Source organism: Moritella sp. F3, assembly GCF_015082335.1.
Classification (GTDB): Bacteria; Pseudomonadota; Gammaproteobacteria; order Enterobacterales; family Moritellaceae; genus Moritella.
Map to the genome: position 1 here is coordinate 19096 of NZ_BLRL01000005.1, position 18710 is coordinate 37805.

General features: G+C 41.1%; 13 protein-coding genes. 3 read left to right on the forward strand and 10 right to left on the reverse strand.

Going from position 1 to position 18710, the window contains the following annotated elements:
• Positions 1-308: 308 nt before the first annotated feature.
• From JFU56_RS10210 to JFU56_RS10235, 6 genes are read right to left on the reverse strand one after another with little or no spacing between them, the layout of a single operon-like run.
• Complete coding sequence (locus tag JFU56_RS10210) at positions 309-2063, reverse strand: BatD family protein (protein WP_198437186.1); 1755 nt, start codon at positions 2061-2063, stop codon at positions 309-311.
• Positions 2057-4009, reverse strand: coding sequence for a VWA domain-containing protein (locus tag JFU56_RS10215; protein ID WP_198437187.1), 1953 nt, complete (start codon positions 4007-4009; stop codon positions 2057-2059). Before JFU56_RS10215 ends, JFU56_RS10210 begins: the two co-directional genes overlap by 7 nt.
• Positions 4002-5012 carry a VWA domain-containing protein gene (locus JFU56_RS10220; RefSeq protein WP_198437188.1) on the reverse strand — a complete coding sequence of 337 codons (1011 nt, stop codon included), beginning with the start codon at positions 5010-5012 and terminating at the stop codon, positions 4002-4004. Before JFU56_RS10220 ends, JFU56_RS10215 begins: the two co-directional genes overlap by 8 nt.
• Positions 5005-5526, reverse strand: coding sequence for a DUF4381 domain-containing protein (locus tag JFU56_RS10225; protein ID WP_198437189.1), 522 nt, complete (start codon positions 5524-5526; stop codon positions 5005-5007). Before JFU56_RS10225 ends, JFU56_RS10220 begins: the two co-directional genes overlap by 8 nt.
• 5 nt (positions 5527-5531) lie before the next feature.
• Entirely contained in the window at positions 5532-6458 is a 927-nt protein-coding gene (locus JFU56_RS10230; protein WP_198437190.1) for a DUF58 domain-containing protein, read from the reverse strand.
• Between the two features lie 13 nt (positions 6459-6471).
• Complete coding sequence (locus tag JFU56_RS10235) at positions 6472-7428, reverse strand: MoxR family ATPase (protein WP_198437191.1); 957 nt, start codon at positions 7426-7428, stop codon at positions 6472-6474.
• A gap of 374 nt (positions 7429-7802) precedes the next feature.
• On the opposite strand from JFU56_RS10235, the gene fadI reads away from it, so the two are divergent.
• The 3 genes from fadI to JFU56_RS10250 all read left to right on the forward strand — a co-directional run bounded on the left by fadI (position 7803) and on the right by JFU56_RS10250 (position 12339).
• Positions 7803-9113, forward strand: a complete 1311-nt coding sequence (gene fadI, locus JFU56_RS10240) for an acetyl-CoA C-acyltransferase FadI (RefSeq protein WP_198437192.1) — start codon at positions 7803-7805, stop codon at positions 9111-9113.
• Entirely contained in the window at positions 9113-11245 is a 2133-nt protein-coding gene (gene fadJ, locus JFU56_RS10245) for a fatty acid oxidation complex subunit alpha FadJ (protein WP_198437193.1), read from the forward strand. The genes fadI and fadJ overlap by 1 nt, the downstream gene beginning before the upstream one ends.
• A 212-nt stretch (positions 11246-11457) precedes the next feature.
• Entirely contained in the window at positions 11458-12339 is an 882-nt protein-coding gene (locus JFU56_RS10250; protein WP_198437194.1) for an NAD(P)-dependent oxidoreductase, read from the forward strand.
• Between the two features lie 79 nt (positions 12340-12418).
• On the opposite strand, the gene JFU56_RS10255 is transcribed toward JFU56_RS10250, so the two are convergent.
• The 4 genes from JFU56_RS10255 to nrdD all read right to left on the reverse strand — a co-directional run bounded on the left by JFU56_RS10255 (position 12419) and on the right by nrdD (position 18579).
• Positions 12419-12868 (reverse strand): GspH/FimT family pseudopilin, encoded by a 450-nt coding sequence (locus JFU56_RS10255; protein ID WP_198437195.1) that lies wholly within the window; start codon positions 12866-12868, stop codon positions 12419-12421.
• A gap of 187 nt (positions 12869-13055) precedes the next feature.
• A complete protein-coding gene (locus tag JFU56_RS10260) occupies positions 13056-15053 on the reverse strand; it encodes an SDR family oxidoreductase (protein WP_198437196.1) in 1998 nt (665 codons plus the stop codon).
• 799 nt (positions 15054-15852) lie between these two features.
• On the reverse strand, positions 15853-16359 hold the full coding sequence (nrdG, locus tag JFU56_RS10265) for an anaerobic ribonucleoside-triphosphate reductase-activating protein (protein ID WP_198437197.1): 507 nt from the start codon (positions 16357-16359) through the stop codon (positions 15853-15855).
• Positions 16360-16443: 84 nt separating this feature from the next.
• On the reverse strand, positions 16444-18579 hold the full coding sequence (gene nrdD / locus JFU56_RS10270) for an anaerobic ribonucleoside-triphosphate reductase (protein WP_198437198.1): 2136 nt from the start codon (positions 18577-18579) through the stop codon (positions 16444-16446).
• Positions 18580-18710: the final 131 nt, after the last annotated feature.

The window sequence follows — 18710 nt, forward strand, 5'->3', positions numbered from 1 at the left end:
TTAAATCCGATAACTGAATCTAGTTTGCGCCTTTTTAAGGTGGATTTCCAGTGCGGGCAATAGATAAATGTATGTAATTTGTAGATTCACTTGTTAACTTTCAGTTAATGCGAGTAAGCTTTCAGATGAAAGCTCTAATTGCTCATATGAATCTATTATTTTCATATTCGAGAGGGGTTGTTTAATGTTCGAGCATTTGTTGTCGTGCTTTTTATGTTCGAATTCGAACATTTTGGGCGTGTTGTTATTTTCATAAACGAAGTTGGCGCCATTGAATGACGCCAATCGGTTTTATTATATGTAAAGCATTATGGATTTAGCTGAGCTTGAATACTTGATTGTTGTGTTTTTGTTACTGCTTGTTTTGAGCCTCTTAACTTGGCTAATTGTGTTAGTAATTGCTCGCCATTCCAGCTTGATGATTTCGTTGCTTTACCATAATTAAAGCTAAATAATGCTTGGCAAGCTTGCTGGCATTCGACATTGATAGGTAGTGAGGCTAGATCTGGATTTTTTATCTCGGGATATTGTTGTTTAAACCAAGCATGTAATAGCAAACTACTTTGCTGTGCGTCATTGCTTTTTAGTGCCGACTTTAATTGTGGCCAAACATTATCGGGTGTCGTTGTATCAGGCGCCTGTGAATTCGAACTTAGCTTCGCAGCCTGCAGCTGATTATTACGCAACATAAACCAGGTAACACAAGTTAATAGCCAAAGTCCGGCAAAGATAAAGGTTAACCAACGCCATACCGGTGATCCTGTTGCTGCTGGTGGAGCTTGTATATTTGGCTTGTCGTTATTCATTGTTGAGCTTGCTTGAGCATCGATGTCGTTAGCACCGTTGATCATGGCTGCATTATTTTCATTGGCTACGACAGTGACCGTTTTAGCTGGTAGGGTTGCCCATTCTTGTTGTTGGCTCTTGTTATTAAACCAGGGTACAGATACCTCCGGTAATGTCAGTTCACCCACTTGATTTGGAATAATCGCAAAGCTAAGTACTTGTTGCGCGAAATAATTCCCTTGTTGTGCGAAGCTGGTTAATTGCGGTTTATCAGGGTAGATTTTAACGGTTTTAGGCCAAGTGATAGCTAAATCAGGCAGGGCAGATTTAGCTATATTAGCAGCGGTTAAGGTAATAGTCCGAGTTATTGGTTCACCTTGTTGATAGGTATCTTGTAATGGTTGTAGCTCTTCGTTTAATTGCACAAAGTCACTGACTAACCATTCGCCTTTATAGGTTGCGGGTTGTGCTTGTATGTTTAAATTTACCGTTTTAGCTTGGATAATAACAGGGGTCGCAGGACCTGAACGATAACCTCGTTTAGCGGTACTCACTTGACCTTCAAATCGACTCGGCGTGATAACACTTACGCCTGCAGTATTGATGGTAATGGCAAATTGGCGGGTGATAGTTTGATAACGACGGCCGTTAATTATTTCACTGCCGTTTTCATCCTTACCTATTTGTTTAACTGTGCCATCAGCCACTTCTGGTTCGGTAATGTTACCGGCTTGCATTTCGGTATTCTGCGCGATGTATAAGGTGGTTGTGTAAATAAACTGCTGTCCGACATAGACGGCTTTATCGGCTACATTGACCTTCAATTCTATATTTCGATTATTAAGACCACGTTCATCCGCAGTGGAAGGTGAAATGACGTTTATGCTAATTGCTTTGGTTGTCGCATCATCAATGCTAAATGCAGGGATAGTATAATTACCAACGTTACGTGCCATTAATACCGTTGTGAATGTTGTTATATGAGATTTCTTACCATTGATATAAGAGGTTTGGCTGCTTGTCGATGTTCTACCCACGACAAAATCTGCTAGGAGTGCTGAATTATCCCAATCACTGGCGCTGATACTTTCATTGGCACGGATCTCAAGGATGAAGCTGTTGCCTTGCACGATAGGGTTTTGATTAACAGATGCAATCATTTTTAATGCTGCATTAGCCTGAAAGCTAAACGTGAATAGCAAGCTTGCAATCATGAGCATGCTCGCCATGAGTGAGAGTTTAGAATCGTGGCGATGTGTTTGTACTGCCTTTACCATATTTGCTCCGAACTGTTTTGCTGATTTGATTCAGCATTACGTTGCTGACTTTCTATATACATTTTGTTTCTTAATAATAACGACGGATCATCTGGGATATTCCGCAGCCATTTTTGTAAGCGTTGTTGTTGCTCTTGTTCTAATGGCGTTTGTTGTGCTGCTGATAACCCTTGATTGCTACCTTCCTCTGTATTTTCATTACTTTCATCGTCCTGACCTGCTAAACCAGTGTTATCTTGATCATCTTGCTGGTTCTGACTGTCTTGTTGGTTCTGACTGTCTTGTTGGTTCTGACTGTCTTGTTGGTTCTGACTGTCTTGTTGGTTCTGACTGTCTTGCTGGCTCTGACTGTCTTGCTGGCTCTGACTGTCTTGCTGGCTCTGACTGTCTTGCTGGCTCTGACTGTCTTGTTGGCTCTGACTGTCTTGTTGGCTCTGACTGTCTTGTTGGCTCTGACTGTCTTGTTGGTTCTGACTGTCTTGCTGGCTCTGACTGCCTTGCTGGCTCTGACTGTCTTGCTGGCTCTGACTGTCTTGTTGGTTTTGACTGTCTTGTGGTTTTTTACCGTCTTTACCTTTATCACCCTGTTGTGGCTTTTGCTGCTGTTTCATTTGCTTGGCGAGTTCAAGATTACTTTTAGCATCGCTATTTTCAGGATCTAATTTTAACGCTTGCTCATAAGCCTTGGTTGCTTTATCAATATTGCCTAGTTGCATTAAGGCATTCCCTTGATTATATAAAGCATCACTGCTGTTATCATCCGCCCACAGGTCGATAGCTTGCTGATATTCACCAGCCTTATACAGGGCGCTAGCTTGCCAATTAGGATCCGAAAAGGTGTCTGCTGATTGTTGGTACTGTTTGTCTTGATACAATATGGCACCGTTTTCGTTATTGTTTTTCCATATAGATGTGTCTGCCGCATAGCTTGGTTCTGGTTGTAGTAAGAATACTAGAAAAAAACTGAAAAACAGTTGCTTACGAAAGCTAAATGCTGCTAATAAGGCAATCAAAGGCAGTAACCAAATGCCATCATCATTACGTTGCTCTGTGGTAAGTGCTGTTTTCTGATTGTTGCCAAAGTTTAAAGGGTGATTGAATAAATCATTGAGCGGCTGGCTACCATGGGTGATCACTTGCACTTGTCCTGAATTCGTTTTTGCCGTGTCTTTTAATAGGCGAGCATCAAGTTGCGGTACGACAATGGTGCCTTGATTGTTTTTAAGCAATTGGCCATCACTGAGTTTAATCGGCGCGCCTTGTTCTGTGCCGAGACCAAGAATTGATAAACTGTAATCTGTGTCTGCTAATAATGCGTTGATACTGTCTGCTTGAGCTGTATTTATACCATCGGTGACGAGCAATATTTGTCCTTGCTGATAACCTGCGTTGGTGAGTAACTCAATTGCCTGGCGAATACCCGCGGTTGGTTTCGAGCCTCTTACTGGCATAATTTCTGGAGACAAGTTTGGCAACAAATTTAGAAGGGTACTTGTGTCTGTGGTGAGTGGTGATATAACAAATGCATCACCAGCGTATGCTACTAAACCTATTTCACCTTCTTTGACCGCACTCAGGATATCAGTGCTTTTAAAGCGTAATTGTGCCAAACGATTCGGTTTTAGATCGGTTGCACGCATTGATAGCGACATGTCTAATACCATGACTTTAGCTTGTGAGATACTCGCAACAGGGCGCTCGGTATAACTAAAGCTCGGGCCTGATAATGCAATTGTGGTCAGCACCCAAATACAAACGAGTGGGATAAAGACGTTATTCGATTTTGTTGTTGGTTGATGCTGGGATAATAAGAATGTAGCAATTTCAGGTGACAGTACTGTATGCCAGCCTTTCGCTTGATCATTTTTACGAAAATACCAAGCAAGTGCAATGAGTGGTAATAGTGCCAATAACCATAATGGACGTAATAACATAAAATCAGTCATGGCGTTTTCCTGATGTAAATAGTTGAGCTTGACCTAAAGAAAGCCCTTGACGTAAATAGCAGGCGAAAATTGACAACAACAGTGCAATTGCTAAAGGCCAATGGAATAGATCGGTTTGTGGCCTAAATTGTTGCTGTGCTTGTTCAACAGGCTCTAGTTTATCGAGTTCAGCATAAATCGCCGCTAAGCTCTCTGCATCTCGAGCTCGGAAGTATTGGCCGCCAGTCTGCTGTGCGATGGTCTTTAATGTTGTTTCATCTAAATCTCGGGATGGGTCTACTTTCTGATTACCGAATATAGTACGTTTGTAATAAGCATCCGCGCCGACACCGATCGTGTAGATTTTAACACCTTGCTCTTGAGCAAATTTAGCGGCTTCAAGTGGTTTCACTTCACCTGCGTTATTTTGGCCATCAGTGAGTAGTATCAATACCTTTTGAGGGTTGTCAGCCTGGTCAAAGCGTTTTAGCGCTAAACCTATGCCTTCACCAATCGCGGTTTGTTCACCAACTAAGCCGAGAACAGCTTGTTGCATATAACCACTCACTGTTTTTAAGTCAAACGTCAGTGGAGCTTGTAAATAAGCATTATCAGCGAAGAAGATAAGCCCGACACGATCGCCTTTACGTTGTTGGATAAAATCAGCAACGACGGCTTTTACCAGTGATAAACGATCTACCATGCGGTTATTAATTTGCATATCTTCAACTTGCATTGAACCTGATAGATCCACTGCTAGCATCATTTCACGGCCTTGTTGAGGAATAGATTGTGGTTCGCCTATCCACATAGGGCGTGCCGCTGCGATCACCAAGCATAACCACATTAAGCTTAATGGCCAGATGGTATGAGACTTTTGACTTACAGTGCTTGTCGCTGTCTCAATGTAAGGTAGGTTTGGTAATACTAATGGTGTCTGCGCTTGACCTGCGGGGCTAAAAAAGCGAATCAGGGCGGGTAAAGGTAATAGGATTAACAACCAAGGCCAATTAAATTCAAACATGGGTGTTCTCCGATCTGTTTTTAATGCTGCTCTTCATTTTGTAATCTACAGGCATAAGCGAGGTTTTCTTGATCCAGTCTTGGCATGTTTTAAAGTGTATTAATTCAGCTAGCATGTTTGGCTTGGCACTGTATAAGTCTAGCGTCCATGCCGCGGCGTTAGTTGAGAATGCATTGAAAGCATGTTTATTGGTACTGGCTTGTTGATCGAGGAATTTCAGCCATGCGTCGCCGTGTAGTGATGCCGCAGTTTCACGGGGAAAACTCGACAGTACAATGCGTTTAAGAAGATGGTGTAGCTCATTTACTTCACAACCTTGCTGCTGTAATAGGGCTAATTCAGCTAATGCTAAGCGGGTTAATTTGGTTTTTTTAATGTACTGCAATACAGCATAAATACCTAAACCGATGATTAATACAATCACGATAATAACCAACCACCAATACAGTGATAGCGGCCAAGCAGATACTGGCGCGGGTAAATGAATATCTTTTAATTGTGCTAACGGATCCATGCGCTTTATTTACCCTTACTTTTGATCTGGCTAAGTAATGACTCACCGCTACTGATTTTATGATGGCGAATACCATACCGGTTCATTACTTGTCTTAATGCCTGTTGTTTAATATCGGCATGTTGCTGATATTTCTGACGGCTGTTCGCATCACCTGGACTAACAAAACCGTGCTGCTGACCGTCTGATACCGCAAGACGTACATTCGCGCTAATCTCAGGCAGAGACAGTTCTAAAGGATCAAATATTTGCCAGGCTTCAATTTCATTATGACGTTTTAGTAATGCCAATTGCTTTTGCGCCTTGTCATCGAGATTAAGGAAATCACTGATGATCATGATGTGACTACCGGTTTTACACAGTATACGTAAGCGGGTGAGGGCCCCAGCCAGCGATTCTGGCGTTGCAACGTTGTTGTCACTGGCTAATTTTTTATGGCTAAGTTGTGCGTTATGTAGGGCTACGGTTTCATTAAGTAACTGCATAATACCGCGCTGTTGGCGTTGGGGTTTTAATTCTTTATGGCCGAACTCACCAATGATAATACCGCCAACACGATCACTTTTGTGCTTTGTTGCCCAAGCCAGTAATGCGGTTAGGTGGCAAGCCTGTACCGATTTTAATCGATACTGACTACCAAAATACATGCTCGATGAAAGGTCAAGTAGCACATAAACTGGGCGTTCTTTTTCTTCACTAAACAGCTTACTGTAGGTTTTACCTGTACGAGCGGTGATACGCCAATCAATACTGCGGATGTCATCGCCAGGTTGGTACTGACGACACTCATTGAACTCCATACCGCGGCCTTTGATGGGTGACAAATGACCGCCTGCAAGTTGTGCTCTTGCCAACGTCTTGCTTGCCAACACGCTGTTAGCTTGGTAGCTGTATTGTTGTAGTTCTTTTATAGTCACTTCGATTGCAGACATAGGCTAACTCTGTTTACGAAAATGCAATTAATGACAAAATGCGGTCAATAACTTGGTTGGCGGTAATACCGTCAGCTTCAGCTTCAAAGCTTAGTAATAAGCGATGGCGCAAGATCGGATATAGACAAGTCTGGATATCTTCAGGTAAGACATGGTCACGGCCGTGTAGCCAAGCGCGAGCGCGTACACAACGAGCTAGGGAAATAGTTGCGCGTGGACTTGCACCAAACGTGATCCAACTGGCTAGCTGTGCATCCAACGTATCCGGATTACGGGTTGCCATAATCAAATCGACAAGATAATGCTCAAGCGCAGGGGCAAGGTGGATGTTAAGGACTTCTGTTCGCGCTTGCATGATCGCTTGCTGACTTATTTTTGTCATTGGTGCACTGGCACTTTGTTGTGCTTCTTGTGTTGTTAAACGCAAAATTTGTAATTCAGTGTCTTTATCTGGGTAGTCAATTTCCAAATGTAGCATGAAGCGATCTAGCTGGGCTTCGGGTAATGGATAGGTACCTTCTTGCTCAATCGGGTTCTGCGTCGCCATTACCATAAATAGCTTTGGTAATAACATGGTTTTGTTGCCAACGGTTATCTGCTGTTCGGCCATAGCTTCTAATAGCGCAGACTGTACCTTAGCAGGTGCACGATTAATCTCGTCCGCCAGTACGATGTTGTGAAACAGAGGGCCAGGTTGAAAATCAAAGGTACCAGTTTCGGCGCGATAGATATCTGTACCGGTTAAATCGGCTGGCAGTAAATCAGGTGTGAACTGAATGCGGTGGAAGTTAGCTTCCAAGCTCTCGGCAAGTGCTTTAACAGCTCGGGTTTTGGCTAACCCCGGTGGACCTTCTACTAAGATGTGACCATCTGCGAGTAGCGCGATTAATAAATTGTCGACAAGTTTTTCTTGCCCAAGAATTTGGCTATTAAGGTAGCCTCTTAATTGATTAAAGTTTGATTTTGGCATAATTATCTATCGCATAAAGTTAATATAAACACTAGTTTACCGACAATTGATTGACTGTAAAAGTTCAAACTTATTTTATAGAGTGCTTTTACAAATGTTTATAAATAGCGTTTATAAAATGTTTTACAGAACTTTACTGGCAATGACTATTTTAGCGTGTAAATGGTGGGTAATATATCTACAGATAAAACCTGTTTAGGTTGTTATGACTACTATTTAAGATTATTTTTTCATACAATATTTTTTTTAGGTCACACTTCTAAGATGAAAGACTCAAATTTCAAACTAATGTTTGAATATTGTGACCAAAAGGTTAATATTGACTTAATTTTATGAGGTCTGACCTCTCTTACTTAACGGAATGAGGATAAGTGATGGCTAAACCACAAAGCCTAACCACCCGCAACGGCGATCGTATCGCGGTGGTCACTGGATTACGTACCCCGTTTGCTAAACAAGCAACAGCGTTTCATGGGGTTCCAGCATTAGATTTAGGCAAAATGGTTGTTAATGAGATGCTTACTCGTAACGACATTGATCCTAAAATTGTTCAGCAAGTTGTATTTGGACAAGTTGTTCAAATGCCGGAAGCGCCAAACATTGCGCGTGAAATCGTATTAGGCACTGGTATGGACATCGGTACCGATGCATACAGTGTATCGCGTGCATGTGCGACAAGTTTCCAAGCTATTTCAAACGTGACAGAGTCTATTATGGCTGGTTCGATTGACTGTGGTGTTGCTGGTGGTGCTGATTCATCTTCAGTTGTGCCAATTGGCGTATCTAAAAAACTAGCTCATCAGTTAATTAACTTGAGCAAAGCTAAGACTACAAGCGATAAATTAAAGATTGCCCGTCAGTTAAGCTTAAAAGATTTATTACCTGTCGCACCGGCTGTTTCAGAATACAGTACCGGTATCACGATGGGACAGACTGCAGAACAAATGGCTAAGTCTTATAGTATTACGCGTCAAGCGCAAGATGAATTTGCTCACCGTTCTCACTCTCTTGCAGCTAAAGCATGGGAAGAAGGTAAGTTAAAAGATGAAGTAATGACGGCTTATCCAGAGCCAATGAAGTCATTTATTGCTGAAGATAACAACATTCGTAAAAACTCGGCTGTTGAAGGTTACGCTAAATTGCGTCCTGCATTTGATCGTAAACACGGTACTGTTACTGCTGCAACAAGTACGCCACTAACAGATGGCGCTGCGGCGGTATTATTAATGAGTGAAGGTCGAGCGAAAGAACTGGGTCTAGAAGTACTTGGTTATATTCGTAGCTATGCTTATGCTGCTGTACCTGCTGATGTTGATGGTCTAATCGGCCCGTCATATGCGATCCCTGAAGCGTTAGATCGTGCAGGTATTAAATTCGATGATTTAGCATTGTTTGATATGCATGAAGCATTTGCGGCGCAGACATTAGCAAACCTAAAATGTCTAGAGTCTGATACGTTTGCCCAAGAAAAATTAGGCCGTGCAGAACGCGTTGCGACTATTGACGAAAGCAAGTTTAATGTACTCGGTGGTTCACTTGCATATGGTCACCCATTTGCAGCGACTGGTGCACGTATGATCACGCAAACATTACATGAATTAAAACGTCGTGGTGGTGGTCTAGGATTAACAGCTGCGTGTGCTGCTGGTGGTCTTGGTGTAGCAATGATTGTGGAGAGTGCGTAATGAGTCAGCAAGATAAAACATTTTCACTTGAGATCCGTGAAGATAAAATTGGCGTTCTAACAATGGACGTACCCGGCGAAACGATGAACACTTTACGTGCAGAGTTCGCTGATGAAATTTCTGATTTGATGAAAGAGATTAAATCAAATTCTGATCTACAAGGTCTCGTTCTGATCAGTGGCAAGAAAGACAGCTTTGTTGCTGGTGCTGACGTGACGATGATTGATGCCTGTGAAACAGCTGCAGACGCAGAGAAGTTATCACTTGAAGGTCACCGCGTTATGGGTGAACTGGAAGCATTAAACATCCCTGTTGTTGCTGCTATCCACGGTCCTTGTTTAGGTGGTGGTTTAGAACTAGCACTAGCATGTCATATCCGTGTATGTACAGAAAGTACTAAAACAGTATTAGGCGTACCAGAAGTCATGTTAGGTCTATTACCTGGCAGTGGTGGTACGCAGCGTCTACCACGTCTAGTTGGTGTGGCTAAATCACTTGATTTGATGCTTACTGGTAAACAAATTCGTGGTAAACAAGCGCTGAAAATGGGCCTTGTTGATGAAGTGGTACCAGAAACTGTATTACTTGAAGTTGCGGTTAAATTAGCGAAAAAAGGTAAGTTCAAACGTGAATTGAAACGTGATCTTACTGGTAAGCTATTAGAGACAAATAAATTTGGTCGTAACATCATGTTCGATCAAGCTGCAAAGCAAACATTCTCTAAAACGCGTGGTAACTACCCAGCGCCTGAAGCCATTCTAGAAGTGGTTAAAGTAGGCCAAGAAAAAGGTTTTGAAGCAGGTTTAAAACTTGAAGCAAAACGTTTTGCTGAATTAGCAATGACATCTGAATCTGCATGTCTACGTGGCATTTTCTTTGCGACGACAGAGATGAAGAAAGAAGACGGCGTTGAAGGTGTTGCACCGAAGAAAGTGAAAAAAGCAATCGTACTTGGTGGTGGTTTAATGGGTGGCGGTATCGCTAACGTTACTGCAACTAAAGCGAAAGTACCTGTGCGTATTAAAGATATTGCACCACAAGGTCTGCTTAACGCACAAAAATACACGTATGACATTCTAAACAAGAAAGTTAAACGTCGCTTTATGTCTAAAGCTGATATGCAAAGTCAACTGGCTATGATCACTGGTACGACTGAGTACACAGGTGTGAAAAGTGCTGATATTGTGATTGAAGCGGTATTCGAAGATCTTAAATTGAAGCACCAAATGGTGGCTGATATTGAAGCTAACTGTAACGAAAATACTATTTTCGCATCAAACACGTCTTCTTTACCTATCACGCAAATTGCATCTGAAGCGAAGCGTCCTGAAAACGTAATTGGTTTACATTACTTCAGCCCTGTGGACAAAATGCCACTTGCTGAAATTATTACGCATGAAGGCACGTCTGACCAAACTATCTCTACAACCGTTGAATTTGCGCGTAAGCAAGGCAAAACGCCAATCGTTGTTAAAGATGGTGCTGGTTTCTATGTAAACCGTATTCTTGCGCCTTACATGAACGAAGCTGCACGCATTATCTTAGAACAAGAGCCTATCGAAGCGGTTGATAAAGCCCTTGTTGATTTTGGTTTCCCTGTTGGTCCTGTAACGCTTCTTGATGAAGTTGGTATCGATGTTGGTGCTAAGATCGGTCCAATCTTAACGAAAGAGCTAGGTAGCCGTTTTGAAGCACCTGCTGCGTTCGATAAGCTACTGGCTGATGATCGTAAAGGTCGCAAGAACGAGAAAGGTTTCTACCTATACGGTAAGAAAGCCAAGAAGGGTAAAAAGCAAGTTGATGAATCAATCTACAAGCTATTTAACCTGAAACCTGAAGCGTCTATGGATCCTAAAGCACTTGCAGAACGTGCTGTATTATTAATGCTGAACGAAGCTGCACGTTGTCTTGATGAAGGTATCTTACGTAGCGCACGTGATGGCGACATCGGTGCAATCTTCGGTATTGGTTTCCCGCCATTCCTAGGTGGTCCATTCCACTATATGGATTCAATCGGTATTGCTGCACTTGTTGACAAGCTAGAACGTCATCAAGATAAATACGGTGAGCGTTTCGCGCCGTGTGCAATGCTTACTGCAATGGCGAAAGAAGATAAAAAATTCTATAGCTAATCGCGTCATGCATTAAGTTATAAATTTGAAAGCGGCGTTAGATGTAAATCTAACGCCGCTTTTTTTGTCTATCACTTATTTTTCCTGAAAGGGTTTAGTGTAAACCGTTAAGTTGTTTATGCCCCTTTTTAGTCAATCTAATACCGAAGGGGAAGACCATACCATTCGTAAGCTGATAGAATAGACTCTTGGATTTAAACAGGTAGTAAAAATTGAAAATTTTAGTTACAGGGTCGGCTGGTCGAGTAGGACGTGCCATTTATATAAAATTGATGAAGATTCACAAAGTCGTAGGAATAGATATAACGCCTTGCTCTACAGCAGACTATGTTGGAGACATTCGTGATATAGGCCTGTTAACTGAAGCTGCTGAGGGGGTGGATGTTATTGTTCATACAGCTGCATTACATGCGCCGCATGTTGGCTTGGTATCCGACGTCGAATTCGAAGATATCAACATAAAAGCAACGGAGCAACTAGCACTATTAGCAGTAAAAAAAGGGGTTAAACATTTTGTGTTTACGAGTACTACAGCTCTCTATGGTTTTTCTTCAATACCTGATGGTGTTGCAGGTTGGGTCAATGAAACTGTTACTCCTAGACCTAAAACGATTTATCACAAATCCAAGATAGAAGCAGAGAAAATTTTGGAAAACATCTCAAATTTGTTTAATTTACCTGTCACTGTACTGCAAATGTCTCGCTGCTTTCCTGAACCAGCAAATCTAATGGCTCTCTATCGTCTTACGCGTGGCATTGATGCACGAGATGTAGCAAATGCTCATGCTTGTGCCATCGAAAAACGTCTTTCGGGGTTCAAACGTTACATCATTTCTGGAAAAACACCATTTAATAAGGCATGTTGTGAGCAGCTTTATCTAAATTGTGATGATGTCGTAAAAGAGTATGCCCCGAAACTTGCGAAAGACTTCGCTGAGCGAACTTGGCATTTACCTAAAAGTATCGACCGAGTTTATGACTCAAGTTTGGCGCAAGTCGAATTAGGGTGGCAGCCGAAATATGGTTACGAGAGTGTATTAGATATGCTGGATAATGATTTCGCAGAAGTGCTTCCTGCAACTAATATTAGCTAACAAAGTGCTCTCTATTTATGGCTTAGTGTATTAACGCTAAGCCTGTGAATACCAAACTAGTTATCAATAATCGAAATAACTAACAGCTAATCGCTGTGGAGACTGGCTCACCATAAATACCGACAGCAATTTCAATACCTGAATTACTTGCACAATAACGAATGGTGTTACCTTTTGCGATGGTGCCATTAGCCCTAAATATGATTGTAGCGGTTCCAGGTGCAGTGAAAGACAATGTTGAACTACTGTCCGTTGTCACCTTTGTATTATTGATAATCTCGGCAGCCGCAGTCATGCCTGCTGCTAAAGTGAGGGTGTTATTGGATGTAGTCATATACAACATGCGATTATGCGCCATAGCTGTACTTTTAGCGTAATTGAGGGTGTTATTTATTAACCCCGTTGCATCGTCTATACGGCTTTGTTGTACCATGTTTTGGTAACTGGGTACGCCGATACCAACGAGTACCGCGAAGATAGAAATGGTGATCATTAATTCGATGAGGGTAAATCCGGTAGACCTTCTCATTCTTATACATCCTTGTTAAAGAAAACAATAGATTAACATGATAAGACGGGATGTATTGCTGAATTTAATACGATTTTAGGTTATTGGATCAATATCGGAGTGACAATTAAGATCAAAAAAGGGACCACACTTGAGTATCTAGTATGGTCCCTTAATATTAGCTAATTAGTATATAATACCGATTAGATTACCAATGCACACCGCGCATGATAGCTGCAAATGCAACTTGCTCGGTACTTGCTTGTGTTGGTGCATCTTTATCTTCTAGCTTACCTTTCGCAGCGGCTGAATCATTAAACATACGGTAGCCCGTGTTCATGATGATTTCGCTTACTTTAGGGAACAGAGAGTAAAGTACTTCAGACATAATACCGACTTTAGTGGCGATACGTTTAGGCTTACGGATAATAGCTTCAACAATTAAATCGGCAGCTTCTGACGGTGCCAGTGTTGGTACATTGTCATATACTTTTGTTGGACCAATCATAGGCGTACGCACAAGCGGCATATTAATCGTCGTCATGTTTACGTTACGGTCAGAGAACTCTGATGCAGCACAACGTGTGAATGCATCAAGTGCAGCTTTTGATGCTACGTATGCAGAGAAGCGCGGCGAATTCGTTAACACACCAATTGAAGATATGTTGATAACGTGGCCTTTTTTATTATCTAGCATACTTGGTGAGAAGCCCATGATCAAACGAACCGCACCAAAGTAGTTTAGCTGCATCGTTCTTTCGTAATCGTGGAAGCGGTCAAATGATAAATCAATTGAACGACGGATTGAACGACCCGCATTGTTGATTAATATATCAACAAAGTTATGCTCTGCAAGTACATTCTTTACTAACTCATCACATGATTCCATGTTGGAAATGTCACATGAATAGATATGTGCTTCGCCACCAAGTTCCTTGATTTGAGCTTGTGTTTCTTCTAGTTTCGTTACATCACGTGCTACAAGAATTAATTTCGCGCCTGTTGGTGCTAGTTTTAATGCTGTTGCTTCACCAATACCAGAACTTGCACCGGTAATGACAATCGTTTTACCACTAACATTACCTTTCAGCGTCATGTCATTGATTAGGTCATCATTTAGGTTACGTTCCCAATAATCCCATACCGCTGGTGCATATGCATCTAAACGTGGCACTTTAATATTTGAGCCTTCTAATGCACGTGCTGTTTCACGGTCATCAAAGCTTGTTGGGTAGTTAAGGAAGTTCAATACATCTTTTGGAATGCCAAGGTCATTTAATACACCTTCAGTAAGTTGTTTTACTGCTGGTAAATGAGTAATAGCTTGACGTACCGACGCTGGTAAGAAGTTAGCAATACGCGAATCAATACGGAATGCTGTTTTTGGTGCGTTACCCGCAGTAGCGAAGATATTTAGTACTTCACCAACCTTGAATGGTTTTGGATCAACAAGGTGGAAACAGTTGCTATGAACGTCTTCTTTATGACTGATGTAATCAATTGCATCTGCAACATAATCAACCGGTACGATATTAAGGCGGCGGCCTTCAACACCGATCATAGGCATCCATGTTGGAATTGTTTCACGGATTTTTTTCAACAATTTGAAGAAGTAGTAAGGACCATCTACTTTGTCGATTTCACCCGTTTTAGAATGACCAACAACCATACCAGGGCGGTAGATGCGGAAAGGAATAGAACATTCATCACGCACTACTTTTTCAGAGATATGTTTGGTGCGTAAATATGGGTTGTCCATATTTTCAGCTTCTTCAAACATGTCTTCGTAAAAAGTACCGTTGAACAAACCTGCAGCTGCAATAGAGCTAACATGGTGGAAGCTTTTCGCTTTAATGTGAACAGATGCTTCAACTGCGTTACGTGTACCAACAACATTTGCTGTTTCTTGTGATTCAGCATCTGCTTTCATATCGTAGATTGCTGCAAGGTGGTAAACATTGTCAATTTGGTCAGTATGTGTCGCCAACCATTGTTCATCAATACCTAAATTAGCTTTAGTGATATCACCTGTAACCATTTTGATACGACTTTTAACACTCTTATGCACTCGATCCTGTAATGCATTGAATTTGTGTTCTGAGCCTGGGCGAGTTAATACATACACTTGCGCATCTTCTCTTTCTACTAAACGTTCAATTAAGAAACGACCAATAAATCCTGTACCACCGGTAACTAAGTATTTCATTCCATTATCCTTAACTAAGCTATGTTTAATTTCTGTTAATTAAAATGATTGTGTATCACTTTTGTAGTAGTAATATCATTGAAATTAAAATGAATGTCAATGATGTGCCGTTAACGTAACTGGTAAAATGGCAAGTTTTACAACACACTGTCAGTGTAATGTGACGAGTTGTTGGTTTAATCTAATGATTAATTCTGTTAACAAATAATCAACGGCTAGTGTAAAAACTTGATTTTTTTAAATCATAATCATGCTGATTTTTTACAAGTTTAAAGTGTACTTAATTACATTTTGTTAACAAGTATTGGCGCGTACAGTTAAAAGTAATACTTATTTTAGATTGCTAATTCAAAGTCTTATTTGTTTTCGTTTATTTTTGGGGTGTTACATTGATCGGTTTTTATTAGCACTTTAATATCAATGCCTTATGTGTATGTTTTATTGTGTTGGTGGCTCTCTGTTAATGCGATGACCATAAACATTCATACTTTTGTTTTAAACATTATAAAAAAAGGATATTTTCTAGCTATATTGATGCGCTGTTTAATGTGATTAATGTCAAAAATAATTAATTTTAAATGACTTTGGAAGGAGGGGGTTATTAAGCCCTCAACCTATCTCATTAACTAAGAAATAGTGTGCTCTAGGACTTTAAGATTAGAATATTTGTTCCATAGTGAATTTGTATCACTAAAGTATTAAATGCTGAATTTAACTTTTTTACAATTTATAATTTTTAATTAGAATATTTGCTCGTGATAGCGGTATCAGTGAACTTTTCATTATGGTTTACAGGTGTTTATTTTTCGATGCTATATGTAAATTCGGCAATATTCTCATTTTGGAGAATAGTGATAATACGTTGATTGCTACTGCCTCTAAACTGAAGTGCTGGATCAGATAACGACTGCTCAAATTTACCATCAACTAGATAATCAACATATTGCACTACCATTTTTTGTTCTGGTGTTAGTTGCTCTATAGTATAGCCAGTCCATAGCCATACGTTCTTTCCAACACATTCTTTTTTAACTCTTTTTACAAGTTTTAATATGTGTTCTAGATTACCTAGATAAAGAGGGTCTCCACCACTTAAGCTTAAGCCCTTACGGCGTATGCGTGGATCGTTCAAGTCATTAATTATTTTATCTTCCATCGCTTGAGTAAAGACGGAACCATTGCGAGGTGACCAGGTAGATTGGTTATAACAACCTTTACATTGATGCTCGCAACCACTGACAAATAGTGTGACACGCGTACCTGGACCATTGATCACATCAACTGGATAATATTGGGAATAATGCATAGCTACTCTTAAACGCTAGCCAATGAGGCATTGACTAGCTAGTTGATTAAACTGAGGTCGGACGAGTTATTATTGTTTCCATCATTATAAATGTTTAACGCGGCGTTTTACTTCTTCTTGTTTACCATCGTTAAAGGGACGTGCATCGGGGCTACCTAGATAACCACATACTCGACGTGTTACAGATACCTTGGCAATGTCGTGGTTATCGCATTTAGGACAAGTAAAGCCTTTACTGGTACAGCTAAATTCACCGGTATAACCACATTCGTAACATTCATCGATAGGTGTATTGGTACCGTAGTAAGGCACACGTGAATAGCTATAGTCCCAGACATCTTCTAACGCTTCGACGTTGTGCTGCATATTGGGGTATTCGCCATAACAGATAAAGCCGCCGCTACTAACAGGTGGGTAGGGCATTTCAAAATCAATTTTATCGTATGGATTCACTTGTTTTTCAACATCCAAATGGAAGCTGTTGGTGTAATAGCCTTTATCTGTGACGTCTTTGATATCACCAAACGTGGTCTTATCTAATTTAGCAAAGCGGCTACACAGGTTTTCACTCGGTGTGGCGTATAAGCTGTACGCATAACCGCTTTCTGCTGTCCATTGTTCAGTACTGGTTTTCATGTGGCTAAGCATGGCAATGGCTTTTTGCTGCAAGGTTTCACTATCGTAAGGGTGAGTAGCATTACCAAATAGTGCATTAATCGCTTCGTGCAAGCCGATGTAGCCTAAAGAAATAGAGGCGCGACCATGCTTGAAAATATCTAATACGGCATCATCAGCATTTAGTCTAACGCCGCAAGCTCCTTCCATATAAAGGATAGGGGCAACACGTGCTTTGACTCCTTTAAGACGTGAAATACGGGTTTCGAGTGCTCGCTTACACAGGATTAAACGCTCATCTAATAATTGATAGAAGCGTGACTCATCCCCTTTTGCTTGAATGGCAATGCGCGGTAAATTAAGACTAACAACCCCTAAGTTATTACGGCCTTCATGAATTAATTTGCCTTGCTCTTCATAGGTGCCTAAGAAACTGCGGCAACCCATCGGGGTTTTAAACGAACCCGTTACTTTAACGACTTGATCATAGTTTAGGATGTCTGGGTACATGCGCTTAGTTGAGCATTCCAGTGCCAGTTGTTTGATATCGTAATTGGCATCTTCTGATTTATGGTTTAAACCATCTTTAATGGCAAACACCAGTTTTGGAAATACGGCTGTTTTATGGTTTCTGCCTAAGCCAGCAATACGATTTTTAAGAATTGACTGCTGAATTAAACGTGCTTCCCAGCTAGTACCTAAACCAAAACCGAAAGTTACAAAGGGTGTTTGACCGTTTGCGGTGTGTAAGGTGTTTACTTCATATTCTAGTGACTGGAATGCATCGAAGCATTCTTTTTCAGTGCGTGATCGTGCAAACTCTGCTTTATTTGGTATTGACCATTCTTCGGCTAGTTGGGTATTTTTATCAAAGCTCGCTGTCACGTAAGGTGCTAAGATCTCGTCAATGCGGTTGATCGTGGTACCACCGTAAATATGGCTGGCTACCTGTGCAATGATTTGTGCGGTAACAGCGGTTGCTGTAGTAATTGATTTTGGCGTTTCAATTTCAGCATTACCCATTTTAAATCCACGCGTCAGCATACCATCAAGATCGATCAGCATGCAGTTAAACATCGGGAAGAACGGGGCATAGTCAAGGTCGTGATAATGAATGTCGCCAGCTTCATGAGCATGAACAATATCGCGCGGTAAGATATGTTGCTTGGCATAATGCTTGGCAACAATACCAGCAAGTAGATCACGTTGAGTTGGGATCACTTTACTGTCTTTATTGGCATTTTCATTCAACAGTGATTCGTTACTTTGCTCAATAAGACCTTTAATTTCGTTAGTCAGGATGCTCTGTGTTTCACGGGCAATATCACGTTGATGACGGTATTCGATGTAAGCGCGAGCAATGAGTTTATTGCTTTCTTGCATCAGCACATCTTCAACGGTGTTTTGAATTGTGTGGATCTCAATAGCATGTTCGCTAGAGACGTCTTGTTGAATAAGGAGCTGGTGTACTTTATTTGCCATATTGGCCGCATAATCACGGTTTTCTTGTTGCACTGACTTAGCTGCAGCGTAAATAGCGTCTTGTATGCATTGAATGTTGAACGGCACACGACAACCATCTCGTTTGATGACAAATAGATCCACAAAATACTCCTTAAGGCAAAATTAAAATCATAATGTGACACTATATATAGGCATTGAATTTGGCAGTGGCACAAGATGTTGTGTATTAGGCTTGAAGTTTGTTTTTGGTGTATTGATTTCGATCAAGAATT

Coding starts and splice junctions, on each gene's coding strand:
- JFU56_RS10210 (WP_198437186.1), bottom strand. CDS start 2,063: ATGGTAAAGGCAGTACAAACACATCGCCACGATTCTAAACTCTCACTC.
- JFU56_RS10215 (WP_198437187.1), bottom strand. CDS start 4,009: ATGACTGATTTTATGTTATTACGTCCATTATGGTTATTGGCACTATTA.
- JFU56_RS10220 (WP_198437188.1), bottom strand. CDS start 5,012: ATGTTTGAATTTAATTGGCCTTGGTTGTTAATCCTATTACCTTTACCC.
- JFU56_RS10225 (WP_198437189.1), bottom strand. CDS start 5,526: ATGGATCCGTTAGCACAATTAAAAGATATTCATTTACCCGCGCCAGTA.
- JFU56_RS10230 (WP_198437190.1), bottom strand. CDS start 6,458: ATGTCTGCAATCGAAGTGACTATAAAAGAACTACAACAATACAGCTAC.
- JFU56_RS10235 (WP_198437191.1), bottom strand. CDS start 7,428: ATGCCAAAATCAAACTTTAATCAATTAAGAGGCTACCTTAATAGCCAA.
- fadI (WP_198437192.1), top strand. CDS start 7,803: ATGGCTAAACCACAAAGCCTAACCACCCGCAACGGCGATCGTATCGCG.
- fadJ (WP_198437193.1), top strand. CDS start 9,113: ATGAGTCAGCAAGATAAAACATTTTCACTTGAGATCCGTGAAGATAAA.
- JFU56_RS10255 (WP_198437195.1), bottom strand. CDS start 12,868: ATGAGAAGGTCTACCGGATTTACCCTCATCGAATTAATGATCACCATT.
- JFU56_RS10260 (WP_198437196.1), bottom strand. CDS start 15,053: ATGAAATACTTAGTTACCGGTGGTACAGGATTTATTGGTCGTTTCTTA.
- nrdG (WP_198437197.1), bottom strand. CDS start 16,359: ATGCATTATTCCCAATATTATCCAGTTGATGTGATCAATGGTCCAGGT.